At 43.8% G+C, this 21,521-nt stretch carries 19 protein-coding genes and 1 tRNA gene (1 of these 20 only partly in view); 7 read left to right on the plus strand and 13 right to left on the minus strand.

The window, feature by feature from the left end:
- On the plus strand, nt 1-1,279 hold the 3' portion of the coding sequence (locus tag ACUJFL_RS14025) for a RimK family protein (RefSeq protein WP_445427813.1). It extends 188 nt beyond the left edge of the window; the window shows 1,279 of its 1,467 coding nt (coding positions 189-1,467); the start codon falls outside the window, past its left edge; it ends in the stop codon at nt 1,277-1,279.
- A 70-nt stretch (nt 1,280-1,349) separates the two neighbouring features.
- On the opposite strand, the gene ACUJFL_RS14030 is transcribed toward ACUJFL_RS14025, so the two are convergent.
- From ACUJFL_RS14030 to ACUJFL_RS14050, 5 genes are all read right to left on the minus strand, one after another.
- A tRNA-Leu gene (locus ACUJFL_RS14030) sits at nt 1,350-1,435 on the minus strand.
- Between the two features lie 126 nt (nt 1,436-1,561).
- Complete coding sequence (locus tag ACUJFL_RS14035) at nt 1,562-2,509, minus strand: isopenicillin N synthase family dioxygenase (protein WP_445427814.1); 948 nt, start codon at nt 2,507-2,509, stop codon at nt 1,562-1,564.
- Nucleotides 2,510-2,525: 16 nt separating this feature from the next.
- Nucleotides 2,526-3,722 (minus strand): NupC/NupG family nucleoside CNT transporter, encoded by a 1,197-nt coding sequence (locus ACUJFL_RS14040; protein ID WP_226752305.1) that lies wholly within the window; start codon nt 3,720-3,722, stop codon nt 2,526-2,528.
- 18 nt (nt 3,723-3,740) lie between these two features.
- Nucleotides 3,741-4,373: a uridine kinase gene (gene udk / locus ACUJFL_RS14045; RefSeq protein WP_226752304.1), complete on the minus strand. Its 633-nt coding sequence runs from the start codon at nt 4,371-4,373 to the stop codon at nt 3,741-3,743.
- A 126-nt stretch (nt 4,374-4,499) separates the two neighbouring features.
- A complete protein-coding gene (locus ACUJFL_RS14050) occupies nt 4,500-7,610 on the minus strand; it encodes a TonB-dependent receptor (RefSeq protein WP_445425306.1) in 3,111 nt (1,036 codons plus the stop codon).
- Between the two features lie 387 nt (nt 7,611-7,997).
- Between ACUJFL_RS14050 and ACUJFL_RS14055 the strand changes: the two genes are divergently transcribed.
- Nucleotides 7,998-9,185 carry an endonuclease/exonuclease/phosphatase family protein gene (locus tag ACUJFL_RS14055; RefSeq protein ID WP_445425307.1) on the plus strand — a complete coding sequence of 396 codons (1,188 nt, stop codon included), beginning with the start codon at nt 7,998-8,000 and terminating at the stop codon, nt 9,183-9,185.
- On the opposite strand, the gene rlmM is transcribed toward ACUJFL_RS14055, so the two are convergent.
- From rlmM to mutY, 6 genes are all read right to left on the minus strand, one after another.
- Nucleotides 9,182-10,261 (minus strand): 23S rRNA (cytidine(2498)-2'-O)-methyltransferase RlmM, encoded by a 1,080-nt coding sequence (gene rlmM / locus ACUJFL_RS14060; protein ID WP_445427815.1) that lies wholly within the window; start codon nt 10,259-10,261, stop codon nt 9,182-9,184. The genes ACUJFL_RS14055 and rlmM overlap by 4 nt on opposite strands.
- A 3-nt stretch (nt 10,262-10,264) precedes the next feature.
- Nucleotides 10,265-10,636: a DUF423 domain-containing protein gene (locus ACUJFL_RS14065; RefSeq protein ID WP_226752300.1), complete on the minus strand. Its 372-nt coding sequence runs from the start codon at nt 10,634-10,636 to the stop codon at nt 10,265-10,267.
- Nucleotides 10,608-11,228: an alpha/beta family hydrolase gene (locus ACUJFL_RS14070; protein WP_445427816.1), complete on the minus strand. Its 621-nt coding sequence runs from the start codon at nt 11,226-11,228 to the stop codon at nt 10,608-10,610. The genes ACUJFL_RS14065 and ACUJFL_RS14070 overlap by 29 nt, the downstream gene beginning before the upstream one ends.
- Nucleotides 11,221-12,159 (minus strand): transcriptional regulator GcvA, encoded by a 939-nt coding sequence (locus ACUJFL_RS14075; RefSeq protein ID WP_226752298.1) that lies wholly within the window; start codon nt 12,157-12,159, stop codon nt 11,221-11,223. Before ACUJFL_RS14075 ends, ACUJFL_RS14070 begins: the two co-directional genes overlap by 8 nt.
- A 68-nt stretch (nt 12,160-12,227) precedes the next feature.
- Complete coding sequence (locus ACUJFL_RS14080) at nt 12,228-12,494, minus strand: oxidative damage protection protein (protein WP_226752297.1); 267 nt, start codon at nt 12,492-12,494, stop codon at nt 12,228-12,230.
- A gap of 12 nt (nt 12,495-12,506) precedes the next feature.
- Nucleotides 12,507-13,565, minus strand: a complete 1,059-nt coding sequence (gene mutY, locus ACUJFL_RS14085) for an A/G-specific adenine glycosylase (RefSeq protein ID WP_226752296.1) — start codon at nt 13,563-13,565, stop codon at nt 12,507-12,509.
- 142 nt (nt 13,566-13,707) lie between these two features.
- On the opposite strand from mutY, the gene trmB reads away from it, so the two are divergent.
- Genes trmB through ACUJFL_RS14100 form a run of 3 tightly spaced genes read left to right on the plus strand, consistent with a single transcriptional unit; the run spans nt 13,708 to nt 15,784 of the window.
- A complete protein-coding gene (trmB, locus tag ACUJFL_RS14090; RefSeq protein ID WP_445425309.1) occupies nt 13,708-14,445 on the plus strand; it encodes a tRNA (guanosine(46)-N7)-methyltransferase TrmB in 738 nt (245 codons plus the stop codon).
- Nucleotides 14,445-15,452, plus strand: coding sequence for a methyltransferase (locus ACUJFL_RS14095; RefSeq protein ID WP_445427817.1), 1,008 nt, complete (start codon nt 14,445-14,447; stop codon nt 15,450-15,452). Before trmB ends, ACUJFL_RS14095 begins: the two co-directional genes overlap by 1 nt.
- Nucleotides 15,453-15,487: 35 nt before the next feature.
- Nucleotides 15,488-15,784, plus strand: a complete 297-nt coding sequence (locus tag ACUJFL_RS14100; protein ID WP_445425311.1) for a hypothetical protein — start codon at nt 15,488-15,490, stop codon at nt 15,782-15,784.
- Here ACUJFL_RS14100 and ACUJFL_RS14105 read toward each other — a convergent pair.
- Nucleotides 15,781-16,182 (minus strand): DUF3293 domain-containing protein, encoded by a 402-nt coding sequence (locus tag ACUJFL_RS14105; protein WP_226752292.1) that lies wholly within the window; start codon nt 16,180-16,182, stop codon nt 15,781-15,783. The two genes, ACUJFL_RS14100 and ACUJFL_RS14105, sit on opposite strands and share 4 nt — an antisense overlap.
- 135 nt (nt 16,183-16,317) lie before the next feature.
- Here ACUJFL_RS14105 and ACUJFL_RS14110 point away from each other — a divergent pair, with 135 nt between their 5' ends.
- Both ACUJFL_RS14110 and arcA read left to right on the plus strand, forming a co-directional pair.
- Nucleotides 16,318-17,946 (plus strand): sensor histidine kinase, encoded by a 1,629-nt coding sequence (locus ACUJFL_RS14110; protein WP_445427818.1) that lies wholly within the window; start codon nt 16,318-16,320, stop codon nt 17,944-17,946.
- Between the two features lie 186 nt (nt 17,947-18,132).
- Nucleotides 18,133-18,840: a two-component system response regulator ArcA gene (gene arcA / locus ACUJFL_RS14115; protein WP_226752290.1), complete on the plus strand. Its 708-nt coding sequence runs from the start codon at nt 18,133-18,135 to the stop codon at nt 18,838-18,840.
- Here the strand turns inward: arcA and ACUJFL_RS14120 are convergent, their stop codons facing one another.
- Complete coding sequence (locus ACUJFL_RS14120) at nt 18,841-21,141, minus strand: ATP-binding protein (RefSeq protein ID WP_445427819.1); 2,301 nt, start codon at nt 21,139-21,141, stop codon at nt 18,841-18,843.
- Nucleotides 21,142-21,521 lie beyond the last annotated feature (380 nt).

Genomic DNA, 21,521 nt, shown 5'->3' on the forward strand with positions numbered 1-21,521 from the left:
AGCCAATAATCACCATGTGATGCCTTCATTAAGAGCTTTTAATAAATTTAATCGACATGAGATTTCAGAGCTTATTGAAGAACTGCCTGGCCAACTGCGCAATCAGCTGGCTAAAGCACTGACTGAGTCGACAGAAGAGCAGCTCACATTTAATATCTATTTTGGTGAAACAGAGCTTAAGGCTTTGCGCAAATTTGCCAGCTATCTATTTGAGGCTTTGCCCGTTCCTGTGCTTAGGGTTGAGCTACAAAAAAAAGTACAGTGGCAAATTAAGTCAATCAAGATAGGGGCGGTGCATAAACTAACGGAAACAGAACAAAGCTTTTTTGCCGAAGTACTCGAGCGCTACAGTCATAAAATTTGGCGTTTAGAGCCAAAGAATTTGAAATTCAAATATGATTTAGCTGTATTAACTAACCCGACAGAGAAATTTCCTCCCTGTACACCTAAGTCTTTAGAGCTATTTGCTAAAGCAGCAAAACGCGCAGCGATGGATACCGAGCATATCACCTCAAAAGATATGCAGCGTTTAGCCGAATTCGATGGTTTATTTATCCGGGAAACGACGGCCGTTAATCATCATACCTTTCATATGGCCGTTAAAGCAGAACGTGAAGGGTTAGCGGTGATTGATGATCCTAACTCGATATTACGCTGTGGTAATAAAGTTTATCTGCAAACTTTATTTCAACAACATAATGTGCCCAGTCCAGATGGGTTAATGTTATTTAAACATGACCATGATAACCTAGAAAAAGCAGCTGATGCCTTTGGTCTACCCTTGGTATTGAAGATCCCAGATGGTAGCTTTTCTCGAGGCGTTGTTAAGGTGTCTACGCTGACCGAATTTAAAGCTCAACTGGCAGCGTTGTTTGAGCAAAGCGCGATTATCTTGGCGCAGCGTTATACTTTTACCGATTTTGATTGGCGTATTGGGGTTTTAAATGGTCAACCGTTGTTTGCCTGTAAATACTTTATGGCAAGGAACCACTGGCAAATCTACAAACATGGTAAAACGAAAACACAAAGTGGTGGCTTTAGTACTTGTGCTATTGCCGACGTGCCAAAGCATGTGCTTGCTGCCGCACTCGCTGCCTGTAAACCTATTGGTGATAGTTTGTATGGTGTTGATTTAAAACAAGCGGGTGAACACGTGTTTGTAATTGAGGTGAACGATAACCCGAACATTGATGATGGTGTCGAGGATCTTTATCTGGGAAATAAGTTGTACGATATGCTAGTAGAAGATTTTATTCGACGGATTGAATTAACCCGCTAGCCCGTTGAGCAAAGCCCTTTACCAAAAAGTCGAACGCCAAAAAGCAAAAAACCGGCAAAAGCCGGTTAATTGGTGCAGATGGAGAGACTCGAACTCTCACGCCTTGTGGGCACAAACACCTGAAGCTTGCGTGTCTACCAATTCCACCACATCTGCGTTATGTTTTGTGCACTGCACCTAACATGGCGTGCAGTATAGCGATTCAAATAAACTAGTCAACTACTCGATTCAACTATTCTGCACGTTTTTGCATGTTAGGTTATTTGCTGTACAAAGCCATTATTATTTGGCTTTTTTCAGCAAACCAATCTCTTCAAGCCGCTGCATCAAATAGTCATTTGAATTAATCGGCTCAGGATAAAGGTTTGGTCGTTGCTCACTAATGCAGCTGTCTAAGGTTTCAATAACAAAGTCAGGATTAGGATGCATAAAAAACGGAATAGAATAACGTGGCTCGCTCGCTGCCATTCCCGCTGGATTAACTACTCGATGTGTCGTCGACGGTAACACATGGTTAGTTAAGCGCTGCAACATATCACCGATATTCACCACTATAGTACCTTCAATGGTGGTCACCGGTAACCAGCTACCATCACGGCGTAAAATTTCTAAACCGGCTTCGTTAGAACCGACGAGCAAGGTGATTAAATTAATATCCTCATGCTGACCCGCGCGGATCGACTGCGTGGTGGTATCTTTAATCGGTGGATAATGGATTGCTCGCAGAATGGAGTTACCATAATTCACTTTGTCGGCAAAATAGTGCTGATCTTGCTGCAGATATAAAGCTAATGCCTCTAATACGCGATTACCCAATTTTTCTAACTCGGTAAATAACGTTGAAGACGCTTCTTTAAAGCCCGGTATCTCAGAAGGCCACATATTTGGATATAAACTGGGATGCGGTGCTGCCCCATCCAGTTCACGACCAACATGCCAGAATTCTTTTAAATCTGGATGATTAGAGTCTTTTGCTTTTTCGACACCGACTGCGGTATAACCCCGAGCACCACCTTGTTCAGGTTTAGCATAGGAAGCTTTCAGCTCTGTCGGTAAGGCAAAAAATTGTTTAATCACCTTATACGTATTCTCTACCACTTCATCTGGAATACCGTGGCCACTAATGCCACAAAATCCAAATTCAGTGTAGGCTTTGCCAATTTCGGCAACAAAGTTTTCTTTGTCGGTGGCAAACCGTCTTATATCTAACGTTGGAACATGCTGTGTCATATAAAAGACCTGTTTTTTAGCCTAAGTAAAAAAAGAACCCTGCGATGGCAGCGCTCATTAAGTTCGCTAATGTTGCCGCAAGCAAAGCCTTTAAGCCTAGCTCAGCAATATCAGCGCGACGAGATGGAGCCATACCGCCCAAACCGCCTAATAAAATAGCAATAGAAGAAAAGTTAGCAAAACCGCATAACGCTATCGTTACGATAACTTGCGTATGCGCGCTTAACTGCTCTTTCACTTGCACAAAGTCGAGGTATGCGACAAATTCATTAATAACCAACTTCTGGCCAATAAAACTACCAGCAGCACGGGCTTCATCCCAAGACACACCCAGAATAAAAGCTAAAGGCTGGAACACATAACCAAAGATAAGTTGCAAAGTAAGTCCTTCGAAACCAATCAGATTGCCGATACCGCCAACAATGCCGTTTACTAACGCAATTAACCCAACAAAAGCTAGTAACATCGCGCCGACATTTAAGGCCAGTTGCATACCACTTGACGCACCAGCTGCCGCCGCGTCAATTAAGTTAGTATGCGACTTTTCAGTACTAATTTCGTTGAGTTCATTCTTGGGCTGATCAGTTTCAGGGATCAAAATTTTGGCCATCAACAGACCTCCTGGTGCAGCCATAAAACTGGCGGCAATCAGATATTTCATTTCGATGCCGAGCAAAGCATAACCTGCCAAAACAGAACCAGCGACTGAAGCTAGCCCTCCCACCATGACAGCAAACAATTCAGAACGGGTCATTGAAGGGATAAAGGGCTTAACGACTAAAGGCGCTTCAGTTTGACCGACAAAAATATTACCCGCAGCGCTCATTGATTCTGGCCGACTAGTACCAAGTAACTTCTGCAAGCCACCACCAATGATGTTAATGACAAATTTCATCACACCTATGTGGTAAAGCACAGCGATTAACGAGGAGAAAAATATAATGACGGTAAGTACGTTTATGGCAAACACAAACCGCCCCATATCACCGAATAAAAACTTTATACCTTCATTAGCGTATTGAATTACATTACTGACAGCAGCTGACATACTCAGCAGAACGTCTTTCCCAAATGGTATGTACAACACAAAGGCACCAATGGCTAATTGAATGGCAAAAGCACCACCAACAGTTCGCCATCTAATTCGGCTTCGGTTTTCCGAAGCAATATAAGCCACTAGTAACAGGGCAACAATGCCCACTAATCCCATCATACGTAATTTCCCTGATTGTTATTCTGCCAGTAACTGGCGAATTTTTGCTTTTATAATATCAATCGCTATCTGATTTTTACCACCACGGGTAACCACCAAGTCGGCATACTGTTTTGAAGGTGCAATAAACTCAAAAAAGGCGGGGCGAACGGTGCTTTCATACTGTTCAGTAACAGAGGCTAGGCTTCGGCCACGATCTTCTAGATCCCTTTTAATTCGACGTAATAAACAGATATCAAGTGGTGTATCCATAAACACCGTGATATCAAACTCATCACGCAAGCGCTCGTCGGTTAATAATAAAATACCTTCTACCAAAATTACTTTAGCAGCCTGCACTTTAATCGTTTCGTCTAGACGCGTATGAAGCTTGTAACTGTATTGCGGCATGGCAATATTTTGACCGGCCCGCAACAATTTTAAATGTTCTACTAACAACGAATGCTCAAACGCAGAAGGATGATCATAATTCGTCAGTATACGTTGATCAAAAGACAAATGACTTTGATCACGGTAATAGGCATCTTCAGACAGAATAGCAATACGCTCACCACCTAGTTCAGCTACTAGTTCTTGGTAAACAGTTGATGCAAATAAGCTTTTACCGGAAGCCGAAGCGCCCGCTATGGCGATAATGGTATTCTTACCCACAAGATCACTTACTTTAAAGAAAACAGTTGGCGATTATCGCTAATTACGCTGCAGATATAAATAAAAAACTACTAAAAAAAATGCCAGTCAATTGACTGGCATTTTTATCATGCAATTAAGCAAGTATTAGAAAGTGTACTTCACACCTACTTTTAAACGCCAAGCGGAATCTTGTGTATAGAACTGATCCCAGTTATTGGTGTTGGTAGATGGGTTGCCATAAACATATTGACGTGTTGCTGGGTCAATAGTGAATTCAAACAACTCGATAGTGCCGAAGTTACTGCCGTATACCTTGCCTTTCGTGCTATCCAGTAAGTTCAGGAAGTTATCGATAGTGAAGTAAACTAAACCTTTATGGCCTTCAACTAAACCTGGGATTTCTTGACGGATACTTAAATCAAGCGTGGTTACCCAAGGCGTGGTGCTGACACCACGTGGTAAATAACCACCGGCATATTGATCCAAGCCCAGCGCATTAATGGTGTTGAAGAATGTGGCTTCAGCTGCTGCTGAGGCAAAACGCACATTTGGATCACCTTGCGTTGGGATGTACGGCAGTAATGCATCACCGAAAGTACCTGGGCTGATCAGACCATATGGGTCACCAAGGCTTCCAACACGGTTACCATCAGCATAGTAAGTAATTGGTTTGCCTGAACGACGCTCGAAGAACATGTTCACGTTAGTTTTGTAACCGGCGAACAGTTCAGTTTCATAACCGAAGTTAATCACAAAACGGTGTTCAGTTTCAAACGCTGAACGGCCTACAATAGCTTCGTTACGGTTAATTGCAGTGTTGAAACCGTAGTTACTACCGGCAGTTGAACTGGTGCTGGTGTGTGAATCCGTAATATCTTGATTGGTGTAAGAGGTTGTTAAAGAAACACCACTATCCCATTTTTTGAATAAGACGGTGCTGAAGATTTTAGAACGTCCATCTTTATCAGCATTGGTTAGCATTAAGTCGGTTGTTGTGCCATCTGGATCATTATAAATGATCCGGCCACCATCTAAAGTGGTGCCATCTTCGTCACCCGTTAAGCTCGCATCAATCCAGAACGCAGTGTTTTCAGCTTTTTTGTACATAATTTCAGCTGTCCACAAAATATTGTCACCAATAATGGGTAGATCGAAGCTGTAATCAGTCGCTAACTGGAAACGCCAATCTGAAGGCAATTTGAAGTTAGGATCAGTAAAGTTTGTACCGGCGAAACGCGTAGATGTTGCTACTGTGTTAAGTACGTTTTGTGGTATTTCGCTGATGTCGATATTAGCTAAATCAGAACCGCTCGTTAAAGTCACTTCACCAATACCCACACCTGGGTTTGAATATGCGTTTGATACCCAAACAGTCGGTTGACCACCAGAGAAACGACCAACACCACCGCGAACCACTAAGTCATCAGCGGCATCCCAAGTAAAACCAAAACGTGGTAACACGATACCCGTGCCATCTAAGTTTTCAGTGTTAGGGAAACCCGTGCGCGCTTCAGACTGGCTGTTAGCTTTAGGTGTGTCACTTGATGCAAGCATTTCATAACGAATACCCATATCTAACACTAATTCTGGTGATACAGCCCATTCATCGTGAACATAAATGGCATGCTCATCACGCGTAAAGGCCGCTGCAGCATCAACTGGATTTAAGCTAGTAGCGTTTTGGTAACGTAAGTAAGAAGCTTGACGATTGGCAAAGTCAGCAATACTGTCAAATCGGTATTCACCTTTAGTACGCTGTAAGAACAAGTTATAGATGTCTAAGCTTTTATACTGATAACCGAAGTTAATGCTGTGATCACCCAACAAGTAATCAGCATCCATAGCTAAAATTAATGATTCTTTATTCAGTTCATTTGAGTGACGAGAAACGTCTGAACCAATAGCAATGTTACCGGTTGGGGTGAAAATGGTGACATCACCGAAATCACCGTATGATGCTTGTGTTGTCGGGTTATCGATATAAGTAATGCTGAACTGAGTAGAGAAGTCTGGCGTCCAATCTGAATAAAGTTTAAACGCATAGTTGTTTAACTCTTCTACCCGATCGTACCAGTGAGAAGATAAACGTAATTCACCGGCAAAACTTGAGGTGTTAGAGGTACGGTTACCTTTGCTATATTGATAGGTAAAAGCAGCACGATGGTCATTGTTAATGTTCCAGTCTAACTTTAACAAGAACTTTTCATCGTCAGTGACAGGAGAGATATCCCAAGCACCGGCATCTACACCGTAAACATCACGGGCAATTTGTTGAACTTGTAAATACTGAGCATTTGTTGCGTCAGTTTGGTTAGGTGCACCTGAACCTGCAGGGCCCCACTCAATTGGCGTATCCGCTTCATAAAACTCGTAAGACGCGAAGAAGAATAATTTATCTTGAACAATAGCGCCGCCTAAGGTTGCACCATAGGTTGTTTCATCAAAGGCTAACGGAATATCTTGACCACGGTTTTTCGGCGTGCCGGCCAATTTGTCATTCTGTGTTTCATAGAACAAAGAACCAAACATTTCATTCGCGCCTGACTTGGTCACCGCGTTAATTTTTGCACCTTGGAAACCGCTGTCTTTAGCGTTAAAAGGGGAAACGTCGATGGTAACTTGATCGATAGCATCTAAAGAAATAGGTGAACGCGTCGTTGGGTAACCGTTAGCGTTCAAACCGAAGTCATCGTTTTGCGCAATGCCGTCAACTGAAATGCTGTTAAAACGTGGGTTAGTACCAGCAACGCTTAACTCACCGTCTTTAGACGATAAAACTGCTAATGGGTTATTACGAACGATATCTTTAATATCACGGTCAAAACTTGGTGCGTTGGCAATGTCAGCCGCGCCAAAATAGCTGCTGCTACCTGTGTTATTACCAGTAGAAAGCGCACTGCCTGTAACTGCAATACGTTCAACTTGAGAAGATTCAAGCTGCGCATTTAAACGAAATGTCTCACCTAAGGAAATAAAAATATTTTCGTAAGTTTTTGTACCTTCGTTGCTGGTGATGGTTACAGTGTAAGGCCCGCCAACACGTAAACCAGAACTAGAGAAAGCACCTGAGTCGTTAGACACAGCAACAGAACGAGTACCTGAAGGTACGTGCAGAATTTCTACACGTGCATTAGAAGCAATTTGTCCAGTAGGGCTGACAATATTGCCGCGAATGGCAGAAGATGTATCGGCATAAGCCAAATTACTGACACCCAAGGCGAGTGTCACTGCCAACGCTAAATGTTTAATTTTCATATCGTTTTCACCTGGTAGTTGTGGGTTCTTAGCTAAATCCGATTTAGTTTTGTAAGATTGCTATCAATCTGCTGGCGAGCATAACGGACAAATATGTCATTTTCGTTACGTTTACCAAATTACGGGAACTTTTCTATTTTTCTATTGCCAAAGCCTCACCGTCATACGATTGTAACATGACAAATTTCTGAAGCGAATAATATGAGGCAAAAACGCTCAAAAAATATCTTTTTTTGACGATTAATTACTAATAAACACATATTTTCATAAGCTATTCATACTTCTAATGTAAAATGACGAATTACATTTTTAAACAACCTAATCACTTCTTGATAGCCTCACTCACTTGGCGAGTCTAATGATAGGCTGTTAATTTTAGGTAATGTTATGCATACAAAATTAATTCATGTTTTTATTATGGCGATGTTCACTATGCTACCCAGCTCACTCTTAGCACAACAAACGCTGAAGGTTGCCACCTTTAATGTCAGTATGGAAGCCGACAATTATTTGAAAAAGGGTGAAAAAGGCAGCCCACAGGTATTAATGGATGTGCTCGCGAGCAAAAATCATCCTCAAGTACAAAACATTGCGGCGATTATTCAGCGCGTAAGGCCTGATATCTTGTTACTCAATGAATTTGACTATATTGCCGATCCTGAGCAAGGCGTGCAGGCATTTATCAATAATTATCTGCAGCAAGCTCAAGCCGGTAGTAAAGCTATCGATTATCCCTACTTTTATTACCATACCGTCAATACCGGCCAACCCAGCCCTTATGATTTGGACAACAACGGTAAAGCGACTGGGGTTGGTAATGATGCTTGGGGCTTTGGTTTTTATCCCGGACAATATGGCATGGTTTTGTTGTCTAAATACCCTATCGTTGCTGAGCAAGTACGCACATTTCAGCATTTCAAATGGAAAGACATGCCACAGCATTTGCCTACGTTAAAAGCTGATGGCATGCCTTGGTATAGTAAAGAAGCTTGGCAAGAGTTTCCGTTATCATCCAAGTCACATTGGGATGTGCCAGTGTCAGTGAGCGGCAAAACGGTACATTTGCTGATCAGTCACCCTACGCCCCCTGTTTTTGACGGCCCGGAAAATCGCAATGGTAAACGTAATCACGACGAAATTCGCTTCTGGACTGATTATCTAACCGCTGAGACATCAGATTATATTTACGATGATCAAGGACAGCGCGGTGGTATTGCACAACAGCAACCCTTTGTGATCTTGGGTGATTTAAATGCCTCAGCCCAAGGCGAAGGAGATGCCTTATTAACCGGCATTGCGGGCTTAACAAGCCACCCGAGCGTTAACAATAGTGTGGTGCCGCAAAGTGTAGGTGGGTTAGAGCACAGCCCAGATCGTGAATTTGCGGCAAGTCACACTGCCAGTTGGCGGATGCGTGCTGATTATGTTTTACCATCGAAGCAGGGATTCAACATTAAAGACGCAGGTGTTTTTTGGCCCGCAAAAGATACCGCTGATTATTATTTGATTGGCACCCGAGAAGCCAGCTCAGACCATCGTTTAGTCTGGCTGGAACTCGAACTTACCGCGAATTAACGCTTAGCCAACGACAACACATGTACTGTGACTTCTTCTCGGTCATGGTACAAGTGTTTTACTTGTAACTCGTAACCTAAACCGGCCTGCTGTAAAATCTGTTCAAAATCAGCAAGGACTTCTTTGACCGTTTCGTAACGGCGTTTCATTGGCAATTTTAAGTTAAAGATCGTTTCCTGACACCAGCCTTTTACTAACCACGACGCAATTAAAGGAGCAACCCGCTGTGGTTGTTCAATCATGTCGCAAACCAACCAATAGACATTACGTTTCTTCGGTTCAAATTTAAAGCCATCCACCATCTGGTGTTTTACTTGCCCGGTGTCCATTAATGAATCTGCCATCGGACCGTTATCAATAGCCGTAACCATCATGCTGCGTTTGACTAATTGGTAAGTCCAACCTCCCGGGCTTGCGCCTAAATCTACCGCATTCATGCCCGGTGCTAAACGGGTCTCCCATTCATCGCGCGGAATAAAACTCAAAAACGCTTCTTCTAGTTTTAAGGTACTGCGACTGGGCGCCTCTGCTGGAAACTTTAAGCGTAAAATGCCGTTTTCTAAAGAAGAGTTGTTTTCTGGGTAAGACAGGCCCAAATAGCCCTCGTTACCCGATATTAAAAACAAATGCAGTACTGCAGCACGCTTTTGCTCTTTGGGTAACATCACGCCCGCTTGGCGTAAAGCTTGACGCAAGGGTACCGTAAATTTACGCGCTAACGTCGACAAGGTTTTACCATCATTGGTATCTGGAAATTCCACCCGTAGCTCACCGCAACTGGTCACTTCTTGAGCTAAAGCGGCTTCTAACACCGGTGCAATACGATCGGTTGCCGGTAAGGTTAATGGCTCGGCCAATAACAGGATCCATTGACGGATAAAGATAAAGTCACGAAAGTCAAAATCACGATAAAACGCTCGCAAACTGTCTGCGTCGTAAACCTCGAAAATAACAAAAGCGCTATTGGCTTTTAATTTACAAAAGCCAAAGACGTTAAAGGCTGCTGCCTGATCTTGAATTTCTGCCGCACATTCTTTCTCAAAACCTGCACGACAATAAAGCATTAACTGTTTCATTAATTAATCCCTGCGCCAGTTGGCGATTGCCAAAACCAGCCAGCCTAAAATAAAACTTTGACCGCCTAATGGCGCCAAAGCAGAAAAATAACCGGGTAATTGCAAAGCCCCGGCAAGTAACGTCCAACAAAATAACCAAATTCCCAGCTGCCATAACGCTGCGGTTAAGGCTAGCAAGCGACTGCCGGTTTTTCTATCTAGTTGCAGCAAAGCCAAACTATGCAACGCCAGTAATGCCAGGGCAATCACAATACGTGTTGCCGCATCGGGCGACAGTACGCTTTGCCATAAATGCATCAGTAAAGCCGCTAAGGCCACCACCGCCGCACCATATAATGCCGCTAAACTACGGCTGAGTTTCATCCAAAATTGCATCAATGTACCTTCGTGTAATGCTAGCCGCCTCAATAATAAGCGAGGCTTGCGACTGACCACTGCTTTTTAAGGGTTTAAAATCATGGTCGCCACTGTTTAACCAGTGCAGAATTACGCCTGGCCAATGTTTAGCGGCCACCTCGTTTCGCTTGCCAAAAGGGTCGCGCTCACCTTGCACAATCACTAAAGGGACAGTCAGTTGATTAAAATGCGCCGTTCGCCAAACACATTTATTTGGCGCATGAAACGGATAACCATAAACAAAGCAGCCCGCCAACATTGTCGCAGCTTCTGGATCTGCCGCTAGCATAGAGGCAATACGCCCACCCATTGACTTACCCGCAATAAAACAAGGCTGCCCCTCGCGGGCAAACTGCTGTAATGCCGACATTAATTCAGGTTGCAACAACGTGGCTTTGGGCGGCGGCCGTCGACTGCCACCGTCTAGTCGCGTTTGCATATAACCAAAATGAAATAAGCTTACTTCAATTTGCTCTGCAAAGAGCGCTGAACAAAGTTGCTGCATAAAGTCGCTGTGACAAGATGCCCCCGCCCCATGCGTTAATAACAACTTTACCGCTGTTTTACTCATCCAGCGCTACCGCATTGGTAAAATGCTGCTCGGTAAAATCGGCTTGCTCGGCCAACACCATATCAAGCATCCATTGACGAAACGCGGCAATTTTCCCCAATTCGGTTTGGCTTTCACGATGCACTAAGTAGTACGAGTCTTTGCTGATCAATACATGATTAAACGGCACAAACAATCGGCCAGAAGTGATGTCGGGCCGCGCTAACACATTATGCGCCAGGGCAACACCTTGACCATGAATAGCAGCCTGCAGCACCATCGACGAGTGACTGAAAATAGGCCCTTGATTAACGTTAAAGTTTTTAAAGCCTTGGCTTGAAAACCACGATTTCCAAGCGCGGCGAGAGCCATCATGCAATAAGTTGTGAAAGCGTAAATCGTCTGGCTCAAGTAATGGCTTACTGCCGTTAAGTAACAGCGGTGAACATACCGGTAATAAGTATTCGGTATGCAGCTTTTCGGCCACCAAATTACGCCAATTACCACGGCCATAATAAATCGCGACATCGACATCATCGGTCAAAGAGCCTTCGTCTAAATCGACCGCTTTAATGCGCACATCGATATCAGGGTGCAACTCGCTAAACTGGTTCAAACGCGGCACTAACCATTGAATAGCAAAGCTGGGCTGCAAGCTAACCGTTAACGCGCCTTTGGCACCACGCGCTAACAGCTTTTCAGTGGCGTCGTGTAATTGTAGGAAAATCTCTTTAATGTCTAAAAAATAACTCTGCCCTTCTTCCGTTAAGAGTAAAGAGCGGTTTTTACGCATAAAAAGTTTCAGCCCAAGATGATCTTCAAGCGCTTTAATTTGATGACTAATCGCAGCCTGAGTGACATACATTTCCTCTGCCGCCTTGGTAAAACTAAGATGCCGGGCGGCAGTTTCAAATGCCTTTAAAGCGTTAAGTGGTGGCAAACGGCGAGCCATAAAAATCCATTCATTAATTAGTCATCAGGCAAGTTCATGCTAAGCAGCAATGCGGTTTAGCTCGGTGATTACTGCGGTTTGTAGCCTTCAATCTCAACGTCTTGACCCTCAAATAAAAAAGCGACCATCTGCTCTTCTAACAGTTTACGGTGTTCAACGTTCATCATATTTAATTTTTTTTCGTTAATCAGCATCACTTGCTTGGTTTGCCATTGCGCCCAGGCTTCTTTACTGACGTTATCAAAGACTCTTTTGCCTAATTCACCAGGGTAGAACTGAAAATCTAAACCCGGTGCTTCTTTTTTCAAAAACTGACAATAAACTGTACGACTCATAAACTCATTTCCTTAATCAGGCGAATACACAGCGAGTTGCTGCAGCAGTTGTTTTGCCGGAGCAGACAAGCCAACCTCAGGTATGGGATCTATTGTAAACCAAGTTGCTGTAGATTGCTCCTGTACCATTGCGGGTAAGCGCTCAAGCTTGAGCAGCATGGGTTGGATCCATAAATGAAAATGGCTAAAAGTATGCCGAAACCCGGCCAACTCATACTTTGGCATTGCGGCTAAACCTTGCAATGAAAGATACTCATCACGTAACTCGGCACTGTTAAACTCTAGAAAACCAAATAAGCCGCCCCACAAACCACTTGCTGGACGTTGCAACATGTAAACCTGCTGCTGATGTTGCAATAGCAACCAAAAACTTTGCTTCTCGGGTATGGCTTTTTTCGGTTTTTTGCCCGGATACAAGGCTTGATCACCTTGTAATGCCGCCAAACAATGTCGTTGCAGTGGGCACTCGGCGCAGCGAGGTTTACTGCGACTACAAAGTGAGGCGCCCAAATCCATCATACCCTGGTTAAATTCAGCAAAAGTGTCGGCTGGGGTCAATTGCTCTGCCAACTGCCATAGTTGTTGCTCTACCTGTTTTTGTCCTGGCCAGCCGGCAATACCGGCGAAACGCGCTAAGACTCTTTTACAGTTACCATCTAAAATGGGGTAATGCTGACCCAGCGCCAGCGATAAGATGGCGCCCGCCGTAGAACGCCCAATGCCAGGCAATGCAACAATTTGCTCGAAATCAGTCGGGAATTGCCCCGCATGCTCGGTAACAATTTCAACCGCCGCTTTATGGAGATTGCGGGCTCGAGCGTAATAACCTAAGCCAGTCCACAGATGTAACACCTCGTCAATCGGCGCTTGCGCCAAGCTTTGAATATCAGGGAAGCGCTGCACAAAACGTTCAAAATACGGGATCACCGTTGCTACCTGTGTTTGTTGCAACATCACTTCCGATAGCCAGGTTTTATAAGGGCTTTTTTGCACTTGCCATGGCAAGTTGTTGCGACCATGTTGCTGTTGCCAATGCACCAATTGCTCGGCAAACCACGTTGCGTACTGCACTATTTATTCTCCTCAAAGCCGCTTGCTATGCGCCGCCTAATTATGCTGTGGCGCAGTGTAGCAGATCAGCGCTATTTTATTAGGTTGAGCTTGAAGGCTATTCCAAGGATAATACGCCCCCATTTAGTGTACGGAGCAAAAAATGAGCACAGAGGACAACAACGCGCAGCGCGAGCAAGATATATCGCCATCAACTGAAACCCCTTATCTGCGACGGATCCGCTCTTTTGTGCTGCGTGAAGGCCGCCTAACTAAAGGTCAGCAACATGCTCTAGATAACTATTGGTCAGAATACGGCATTGATTATCAACCCAGTTTACTTGACCTTGACCAAGTGTTTACGCGCTCAGCGCCACGAGTGCTTGAAATCGGTTTTGGTATGGGTAAATCGCTGGTGGCGATGGCGCAAGCGGCGACCGATCATGATTTTATCGGCATTGAAGTGCATCGGCCTGGTGTAGGCGCTTGTTTATCAGAAGCGGTAACACAACAAGTTAAAAACTTAAAAGTATTTGAGCATGATGCGGTAGAGGTTTTAGCGCATATGATCCCAGAGCAAAGCTTGGATACCGTGCAGCTGTTTTTCCCCGATCCATGGCATAAAAAACGCCATCACAAGCGTCGCATTGTCCAAGCTGAATTCGTGCAAGCACTGCGCAGTAAACTGAAAATAGGCGGCGTGTTTCATATGGCCACCGATTGGGAAAACTACGCTGAGCATATGCTAGAAGTCATGCAACATGCCGAGGGATTTAGTAATTTATCGGCGAGCAATAACTATGTCGAGCGACCAGAACATCGCCCGCTGACCAAATTTGAACAACGTGGGCAGAAGCTTGGGCATGGTGTTTGGGATCTTATGTTTAAAAGGATAAGTTAATGCTTGCTAACACCAGTCAGCTGATTTTACGTAACCTCGCCGATTTAACTGGCGCTGTTCTTTTTGTTGAGCCTGAAGCCGACTTACTGTCGCATCAGTTGCACGAACTGTCTTCGTTCAGCTGTTTTACCACTGATGCGGCGGTCAATCATCAATGGCAACGCGCAGCTAAAAACGTTTACTTTAGCGCCGAACCGAAATTTACAGAACAATTTAATACCGTGGTGCTTTTCTACCCCAAAAGTAAAGAGCAACTGGCGGGTACCCTGCAATTTATTAGCGGGGCTTTAGCCGCGGACGCACAGCTATTCTTAGTGGGTGATAATAAAGGCGGTATTAAAAGTCTGGTCACGCACGCCGAGAAATTGGGTTTGCATGCGCACAAATTAGATAATGCCAAGCATTGTTTATGGTTTTCATTAAGCGGAGCCCTTGATTCTCTTCCTGCAAACCGGCTAAGTGAGTTCTCACTTACCTTAGCTAATAGCCCCCTTAAGGTGTGTTCGCTACCCGGCGTGTTTAATCATGGCAAACTGGATAAAGGCACGGCATTGCTGCTTGAACATGTAACGCATATTCAAGATGGTATGGTGCTCGACTTTGCTTGTGGTGCCGGCATTATTGGTGCCTATTTAAAACAGCAGGCACCGGCCATTGAATTATACTGCTCTGATATCTCCGCATTAGCCGTAAAGGCAACGGTTGCGACGTTAAAAGCGAATGGTTTAAAAGGCGAAGTGGTCGCGGCGGATGGTTTGCCGGCACACCCCTTAACCTTTAAACATATTGTTAGCAACCCGCCGTTTCATACAGGAATTAAAACCGATTACAGCATCAGCGAAGCCTTGATCAGTCAAAGCGTACAACGCCTGCAAAAAGGCGGTACGCTGACGGTAGTGGCCAATAATCACTTAGCTTATCAGCAACTGTTTGAACAAGCCTTTGGTAAAGTTAACGTTCTGGCGAAACGCCATGGTTTTGTGATTTACCAAGCGGTAAAGCATTAATTAAAAGGTTAATTATGCCGATTGGAGCACGATTATTGTTACTGTTACTCTTAGCCTGCAGTGCCGAGTTATCGGCTGAGCAGGTTAAGAGTTGCTTACAGTCCAGTTTGCGTAATACCGCCTGCCCACATCAAATTTATCGAGCCGTGCAATTGCCCGATGTGAATAAAATGGCGGTACGCTGTATTTGCGTAACCGATTTTAGTCCACTGCTCGCCCCTGCCACGACACCTGAAGCGCGACTTGCTCAACTGCGTTTAAAGCAGCAATTACAAAGCGATTTACCTATTGAGGTTGAAGCGATATTACAAGTGTTACGACGTGAGCGTTAGGCCGGTAACAGCACCAAACGATTAGCGAAGCCACCTAAGTGCTCTTCTGGCTGTTGCATTAAAACTGGCACGAGATACAGCTCGTTCTTATCAACCCAAAAAATCGCATTTTGCGTAAACAATCGCCCAAGTGCAATCGCTTGAACTTTATCGCACAACACCATCCAACTTCTTTCTTCAAAAGAACGATCTGGGGCCGAGCCGATAACCGAGCGATACGCTAAGCCGGTTTGCTGCAGCTGTGCTTGCAGTTGTTTATCCAACAAGCGGTTGTACACGGCTGGTGCATTTACTCCTGCGGGGTTTTGTGCGCTCACAATGGCAAAGCTAAGATGCGTGGCTAAACGTTGATGACATAAAAAGATACTGTTTTTGTAATGTTGCCACAGTTCCATCATCACACTCCTAACTGATTGCTCGTGATTACTATAAACCGCGAAAATAATTTTTCCAGTAACTCTTTGCAAAAAGCCAATATATGTTTAGCATCAAACACAAGTTTAGTGAGTCAACAAGGAAGTCCTGCCTACAAAATGACAGTTAAAGCCCGAGCCACCTCAATGAAAGCCGCTTTAATTTGGTTAGTTATGCTGATTTGTAGCATTACTTTGGCATTAACCTTGTTTCTCACGAATTATCTGGATTACCTGCGACAAAACACGCAACAACAAAACCAATTCAGTTCCTTGCTAAACATTATTGCAGTGAATGCCCAATCCAATTTACATCACAATAAACCAGAGCTAGAAGAACAACGCCTCAAAGCATTAGATTCGATACCTATGATTAAATATGTCCATATTTATCAATGGGATGATTCTGAAAACAAACTCAATTTTTTTGCCAGTTTTAATAAAGCAGATAGCGCTGCTTTACCTTCCCAACAGCATCGAGTCGAACACTTAACCACGTTAGCGGTTAATGATGATTTGATGGAGCAAAGCAAAGCCATCCTGCTAAATGACAAGTTGCTTGGTTATGTTTATTTAAGAGCAAGCCGCCAAGAACTGTTAAGCTCGCAGCGCCAGCAAACACTGATAAACCTGCTGATTGCCGCCATGGCACTGATATTATGCTTTTTTCTGGCATTTAAGCTTTTAAAATACTTTACCAAACCTATTAATACCTTATTGGCATTAGTACATCAGGTCGCCCGCAGTAAAGACTACAGTGTGCGCGCCCCGACCACTGAATTAACCGAGTTTAATCAGCTAAACCGGGCCTTTAATACCATGATGGATCGTATTGAAAATGAGCTGCACAAACGCGAACATGCCGAGCAAGAAATTAAACAATTAAACCAAAACCTCGAGCAAACAGTGACTGAGCGTACACTGGCATTAAAAACCTCCAATCAAGAGTTATTGAACACCCTAGCAACCTTACATAAATATCAAACGCAAATTGTCGAAACCGAGAAAATGGCCAGTCTCGGGCAAATGGTGGCGGGCATTGCCCATGAAGTGAATACTCCTATTGGGTTAGGCGTAACCGCGTCAACCTTAATGCAAGATCGTATTCAAGATATCGAACGCGCATTTGCCGATAAAAAACTCACGGCTAATCAATTACAACGCTTTTTGGCTGATAGCAAAGAAAACCTTGGCATTATTTATAGAAATTTGGAGCGGGCGGCCGGTTTAATCAGCAGCTTTAAACAGGTAGCAGTAGATCAGTCTAACGAAAATCAGCGGCGCTTTAATTTAAAACAGTTGATTAATGAAGTGTTATTGTCATTAAGACCTCATTTGAAAAAAACACCGCATCAACTGACTGTGCAATGTCCAGACGACTTATTTATCATCAGCAAACCAGGGCCCATCAACCAAATCTTAATTAACCTGATTATGAACAGCCTTATTCATGCTTACGAGCCTAATAGCCAAGGTCATATTCTGATCAGTGCCGAGCAGCGCCAAAATCGCTGTTACTTGTGTTACAAAGATGATGGTAAAGGTGTTCCTGAGCATATTCGTAAACGTATTTTTGATCCCTTTGTTACCACTAAGCGCGGAGAGGGGGGTAGCGGTTTGGGTATGCACTTGGTCTACAACCTTGTTACTCAAGCTTTAAATGGCAACATTTACCTTGATAGTCAATTAGGGAACGGTGTAACAATTGATATCGACTTCCCCACCAGCGCACAGCCGCTGAAAAAGTAATTTCATTAACGATTGAAATATAAAGACTTAGTCATACTCTAATCGACAGTATCGGCAAATGTTAACAAAAATCTTGTTAACATTTGCCGTTTCACGCTATAATTAGCACTAATTTGACAACACAACGTCAAGTTTCCTTCATTTAAAAACTTAACTTTTACACTTCCTATATAAGGTTTAACTCCAATGCAAACACCTGTGATTCTAGTCGTTGAAGATGAAGAAGTTACCCGATTAAATCTGGTAAGTCTGTTCCAGGGAGAAGGTTATGATGTGATCGAAGCCATTAATGGCGATGAGATGCACAAAAAACTGGAGGAAAATCAAGTCAATCTAATCGTGATGGATATTAATCTGCCAGGTAAGAATGGCTTAATTCTGGCGAGGGAGTTACGCCAAAAAGAAAATATCGGTCTGATCTTTTTAACCGGTCGCGATAGCGAAGTCGATCGCATTTTAGGGTTAGAAATTGGCGCCGATGATTATTTAACAAAACCGTTTAATCCACGTGAATTAACGATCCGGGCACGTAACCTACTGGGCCGTACCTCTGCTCAACCGGTGGTTGAAGAGCATAAAAGTGTTTTAAAGTTTAATGGTTGGACGCTAGACGAAAACAGCCGTAATCTGACTTCGCCAAGCGGTGTTGCACGTCGGTTGCCAAAAGGTGAGTATCGGGCATTACGCTTGATGTTAGACACCCCAGGTAAAATCTTTACTCGCGAGCAGCTGATCCGTCATATGACAGGTCGTGATTTACGGCCAAACGATCGGACTGTCGATGTGACAATCCGCCGTATTCGTAAACATTTCGAATCTGACGTGGATAGCCCAGAGTTAATCAGCACCATCCATGGTGAAGGTTACCGCTTTGTGGGTAAACTCGAAAAGTAATTAGTAACGTTCGATATATTGCTGCAGAGCAGTTAAATGCTGCTCTGTAGTAAAATGTAACTCCAAGATCCTTCGCTCTAAACCTGCTTGCTTTAAACTTGTTTCTTCTAATTGTCGTGCCTGCTCTTGCACCCAACGTAAACCAACCGCTGCCGCAGCGCCTTTAAGCTTATGCGCATTAGCTGCAAGCTCTTCTTGATGCTGTTGTACTACCGCCTCTAATAATTTATTGATATAACCCGGTAACAGCTGCGCAAACAACGTCGCGCTGCGTTGCATGCCCTCTTTACCTAATGACTGCAGATAACTTTGTAAGGTCTTATCATCAAGAATGGCATTATCTTGTGTTGCAGTATCATCTTTAGTCTGAGCCTGCTCTAACTGTAAGCGCTTTAACGCACTGGGTGAAAACAGCTCAGCTAATAATAAATCTAATTTATCCGTATTTAGTGGCTTACTTAAAGCACCATCTAAGCAAATGTCGCTCAGTACTTGCTGCGCTTTTCGGACATTAGCACTGAGCATGACAATCGGTAAATTCGCTAAATGCGGCTCGGCTCGAATATGTCTGGCAATCACATCCCCATCCATATCAGGTAATTGCATATCGAGTAACACCAAATCTAAATCATCTTCCGTATCCAGTAAGGCTAAGGCATCCTCGCCTGTTTCAGCGTGGATCACGGTATGACCACGTTGCTCGAGTAAGGCAATGGCAATATCGGCGTTTAGCGGCACATCTTCAATGAGTAAGATGGTGAGCTCAGGACACGCAACCGGCTCAACTTTGGCGGGTGCATCGGCACTAATAATTGGTAAACCAACAATAAAGCAGCTACCCGTGCCTTGTTGGCTTTGCACGCGAATAGTCCCCTGCATCGCCTCAACAAGCACCCGTGATACCGATAAACCGATACCTGAGCCGACAATACTTAAGCGATGGCCATCTTGCGATTTATAATACATATCAAAGATACGCTCTTGCTCATGCTGCGCAATCCCAATACCGGTATCACTGACGCTAAGCAGTAACGACTCATCAATAATTTGACAGTCTAACTGTACCTGACCTTGACGCGTAAACTTAACGGCGTTGCTCAGTAAATTCCATAACACCTGCCGCAGCCGCGTAGCATCTAACAATAAATAACAATCCTGGTTGCCGCTGGTGGTTAGGCTGAACGCAAGCCCCTTTTGCTGACAAATTAACTCAGCAAAATTGGCGATATCTTGTAAAAAGCGCTGCAGATGAACACTTTGATAAATAATATCAAGCTCACGCCGATCAATTTTATCGAGATCGATAATATCGTTAAAAATATTACCCAACGTCTCGGCACTGGTAAAAATAGTATTGGCCCAGCTAAATTGCTCTGTCGACAAATTGCTGCTGAGTAAGCGGCGCGATAAACCGACAATCCCATTTAACGGCGTGCGCAGTTCATGACTTAAGGTGGCAATAAATTGGCCTTTATCTTGATAGGCTTTTTCTAGGGCTTGTTCAGCTAATTTACGCGAGGTGATATCGCGCCCAAACCCTAACAAACCGATATACCGGCCTTGTCGATCATAAAAAGGCAGATGACGCATTTCAAACCAACTGATTGAATTGTCAGCTTGTTTAAATTCGATATCTAGCGTTAATTCGGTTTCAGGTGATGGTAAGCCATACTCAGACAAAATTGCCGCTTGTGGGCTATCAAAAGCATACAGCTTCGTTAAATCTTGCCCAATTAATTCGTGCATTGGCCGCGCCATTATGCTCTCAAACATTTTATTGCAACTGGCTAATAAGCCCTTTTCATCGCGGTAATAAAAAAGATCGGGTGAGCTATCAACAATCGAGCGGATTAATAAGCTTTGCTCAGCTAACTCCTGCTCAGTTTTGCGCCGCTCGCTAATTTCTTTTCTTAACTCTTCAATGGCTCGGCGTTTTGCTTCAAACGCTTTTTTCCGCTCTTCAATTTCAAAGTTAAGCTGGCGTATATTTTCTTGCATCGATTGGTTGAGTTGCCGCTCAGCTTGCGCAGAATCATCAACAAAACGCAAAGCGCCATCGAGTTTCAGCACTAAGTAAAACACCACCATCATCACGGAAGACAATAGTGGTACAACATAAATTAGTAATAACTGTAATTCGTGCAAGATCACTTCACGATCAAACACCGCGGTATAAGCAACATAACTGAGCAATACCAGCGTCGCTAACAGCACTACTAATAATATGCCTAATGGCCAATGCCCCCAATGCCGCACTCGGCTAGCAAATGCTTTAATTTGAGGGTGAACGGGATTTTGCATATAGAACACATTCCTGCTGTTTTGGGCTACGCGGCCAGCGATAACATCGCTATTAAAGCAAAAGAAATCACCTTAAAAGAAAGGCTGAATAAATTTTACCAGATAAGCAAACAGCCACTAAACTTACTAAGGTTAAGATGGACGTAGAGTAGCGGTTATTGCTTGCTTTGCCAATGCTATGGCCGTGGCGCTCAGCTCGAGGGCTCAGCAGTAAGTAACGCATAATTATTTGACTGTGATTAATAACAAGCAGTTGGATCTGTAAACGTTACTTTGTTGTAGCGGTTAAAAGTCACCAGCTTGGATTACAGCTTTACAAGGTAGCGCATACCTTAAGTGAAAACTGCACAAGCTCAGCATTAATGCCGCATCCAAAGGGT

This window comes from Alishewanella sp. HL-SH05 (assembly GCF_052655985.1).

Excerpts from the sequence above, each read along its gene's own strand:
- ACUJFL_RS14065 (WP_226752300.1), bottom strand. The coding sequence starts at position 10,636 with ATGCAATTTTGGATGAAACTCAGCCGTAGTTTAGCGGCATTATATGGT.
- ACUJFL_RS14075 (WP_226752298.1), bottom strand. The coding sequence starts at position 12,159 with ATGGCTCGCCGTTTGCCACCACTTAACGCTTTAAAGGCATTTGAAACT.
- ACUJFL_RS14050 (WP_445425306.1), bottom strand. The coding sequence starts at position 7,610 with ATGAAAATTAAACATTTAGCGTTGGCAGTGACACTCGCCTTGGGTGTC.
- rlmM (WP_445427815.1), bottom strand. The coding sequence starts at position 10,261 with ATGAAACAGTTAATGCTTTATTGTCGTGCAGGTTTTGAGAAAGAATGT.
- trmB (WP_445425309.1), top strand. The coding sequence starts at position 13,708 with ATGAGCACAGAGGACAACAACGCGCAGCGCGAGCAAGATATATCGCCA.
- ACUJFL_RS14080 (WP_226752297.1), bottom strand. The coding sequence starts at position 12,494 with ATGAGTCGTACAGTTTATTGTCAGTTTTTGAAAAAAGAAGCACCGGGT.
- ACUJFL_RS14035 (WP_445427814.1), bottom strand. The coding sequence starts at position 2,509 with ATGACACAGCATGTTCCAACGTTAGATATAAGACGGTTTGCCACCGAC.
- arcA (WP_226752290.1), top strand. The coding sequence starts at position 18,133 with ATGCAAACACCTGTGATTCTAGTCGTTGAAGATGAAGAAGTTACCCGA.
- ACUJFL_RS14070 (WP_445427816.1), bottom strand. The coding sequence starts at position 11,228 with ATGAGTAAAACAGCGGTAAAGTTGTTATTAACGCATGGGGCGGGGGCA.
- ACUJFL_RS14110 (WP_445427818.1), top strand. The coding sequence starts at position 16,318 with ATGACAGTTAAAGCCCGAGCCACCTCAATGAAAGCCGCTTTAATTTGG.
- ACUJFL_RS14120 (WP_445427819.1), bottom strand. The coding sequence starts at position 21,141 with ATGCAAAATCCCGTTCACCCTCAAATTAAAGCATTTGCTAGCCGAGTG.
- ACUJFL_RS14105 (WP_226752292.1), bottom strand. The coding sequence starts at position 16,182 with ATGATGGAACTGTGGCAACATTACAAAAACAGTATCTTTTTATGTCAT.
- ACUJFL_RS14040 (WP_226752305.1), bottom strand. The coding sequence starts at position 3,722 with ATGATGGGATTAGTGGGCATTGTTGCCCTGTTACTAGTGGCTTATATT.
- ACUJFL_RS14055 (WP_445425307.1), top strand. The coding sequence starts at position 7,998 with ATGCATACAAAATTAATTCATGTTTTTATTATGGCGATGTTCACTATG.
- ACUJFL_RS14095 (WP_445427817.1), top strand. The coding sequence starts at position 14,445 with ATGCTTGCTAACACCAGTCAGCTGATTTTACGTAACCTCGCCGATTTA.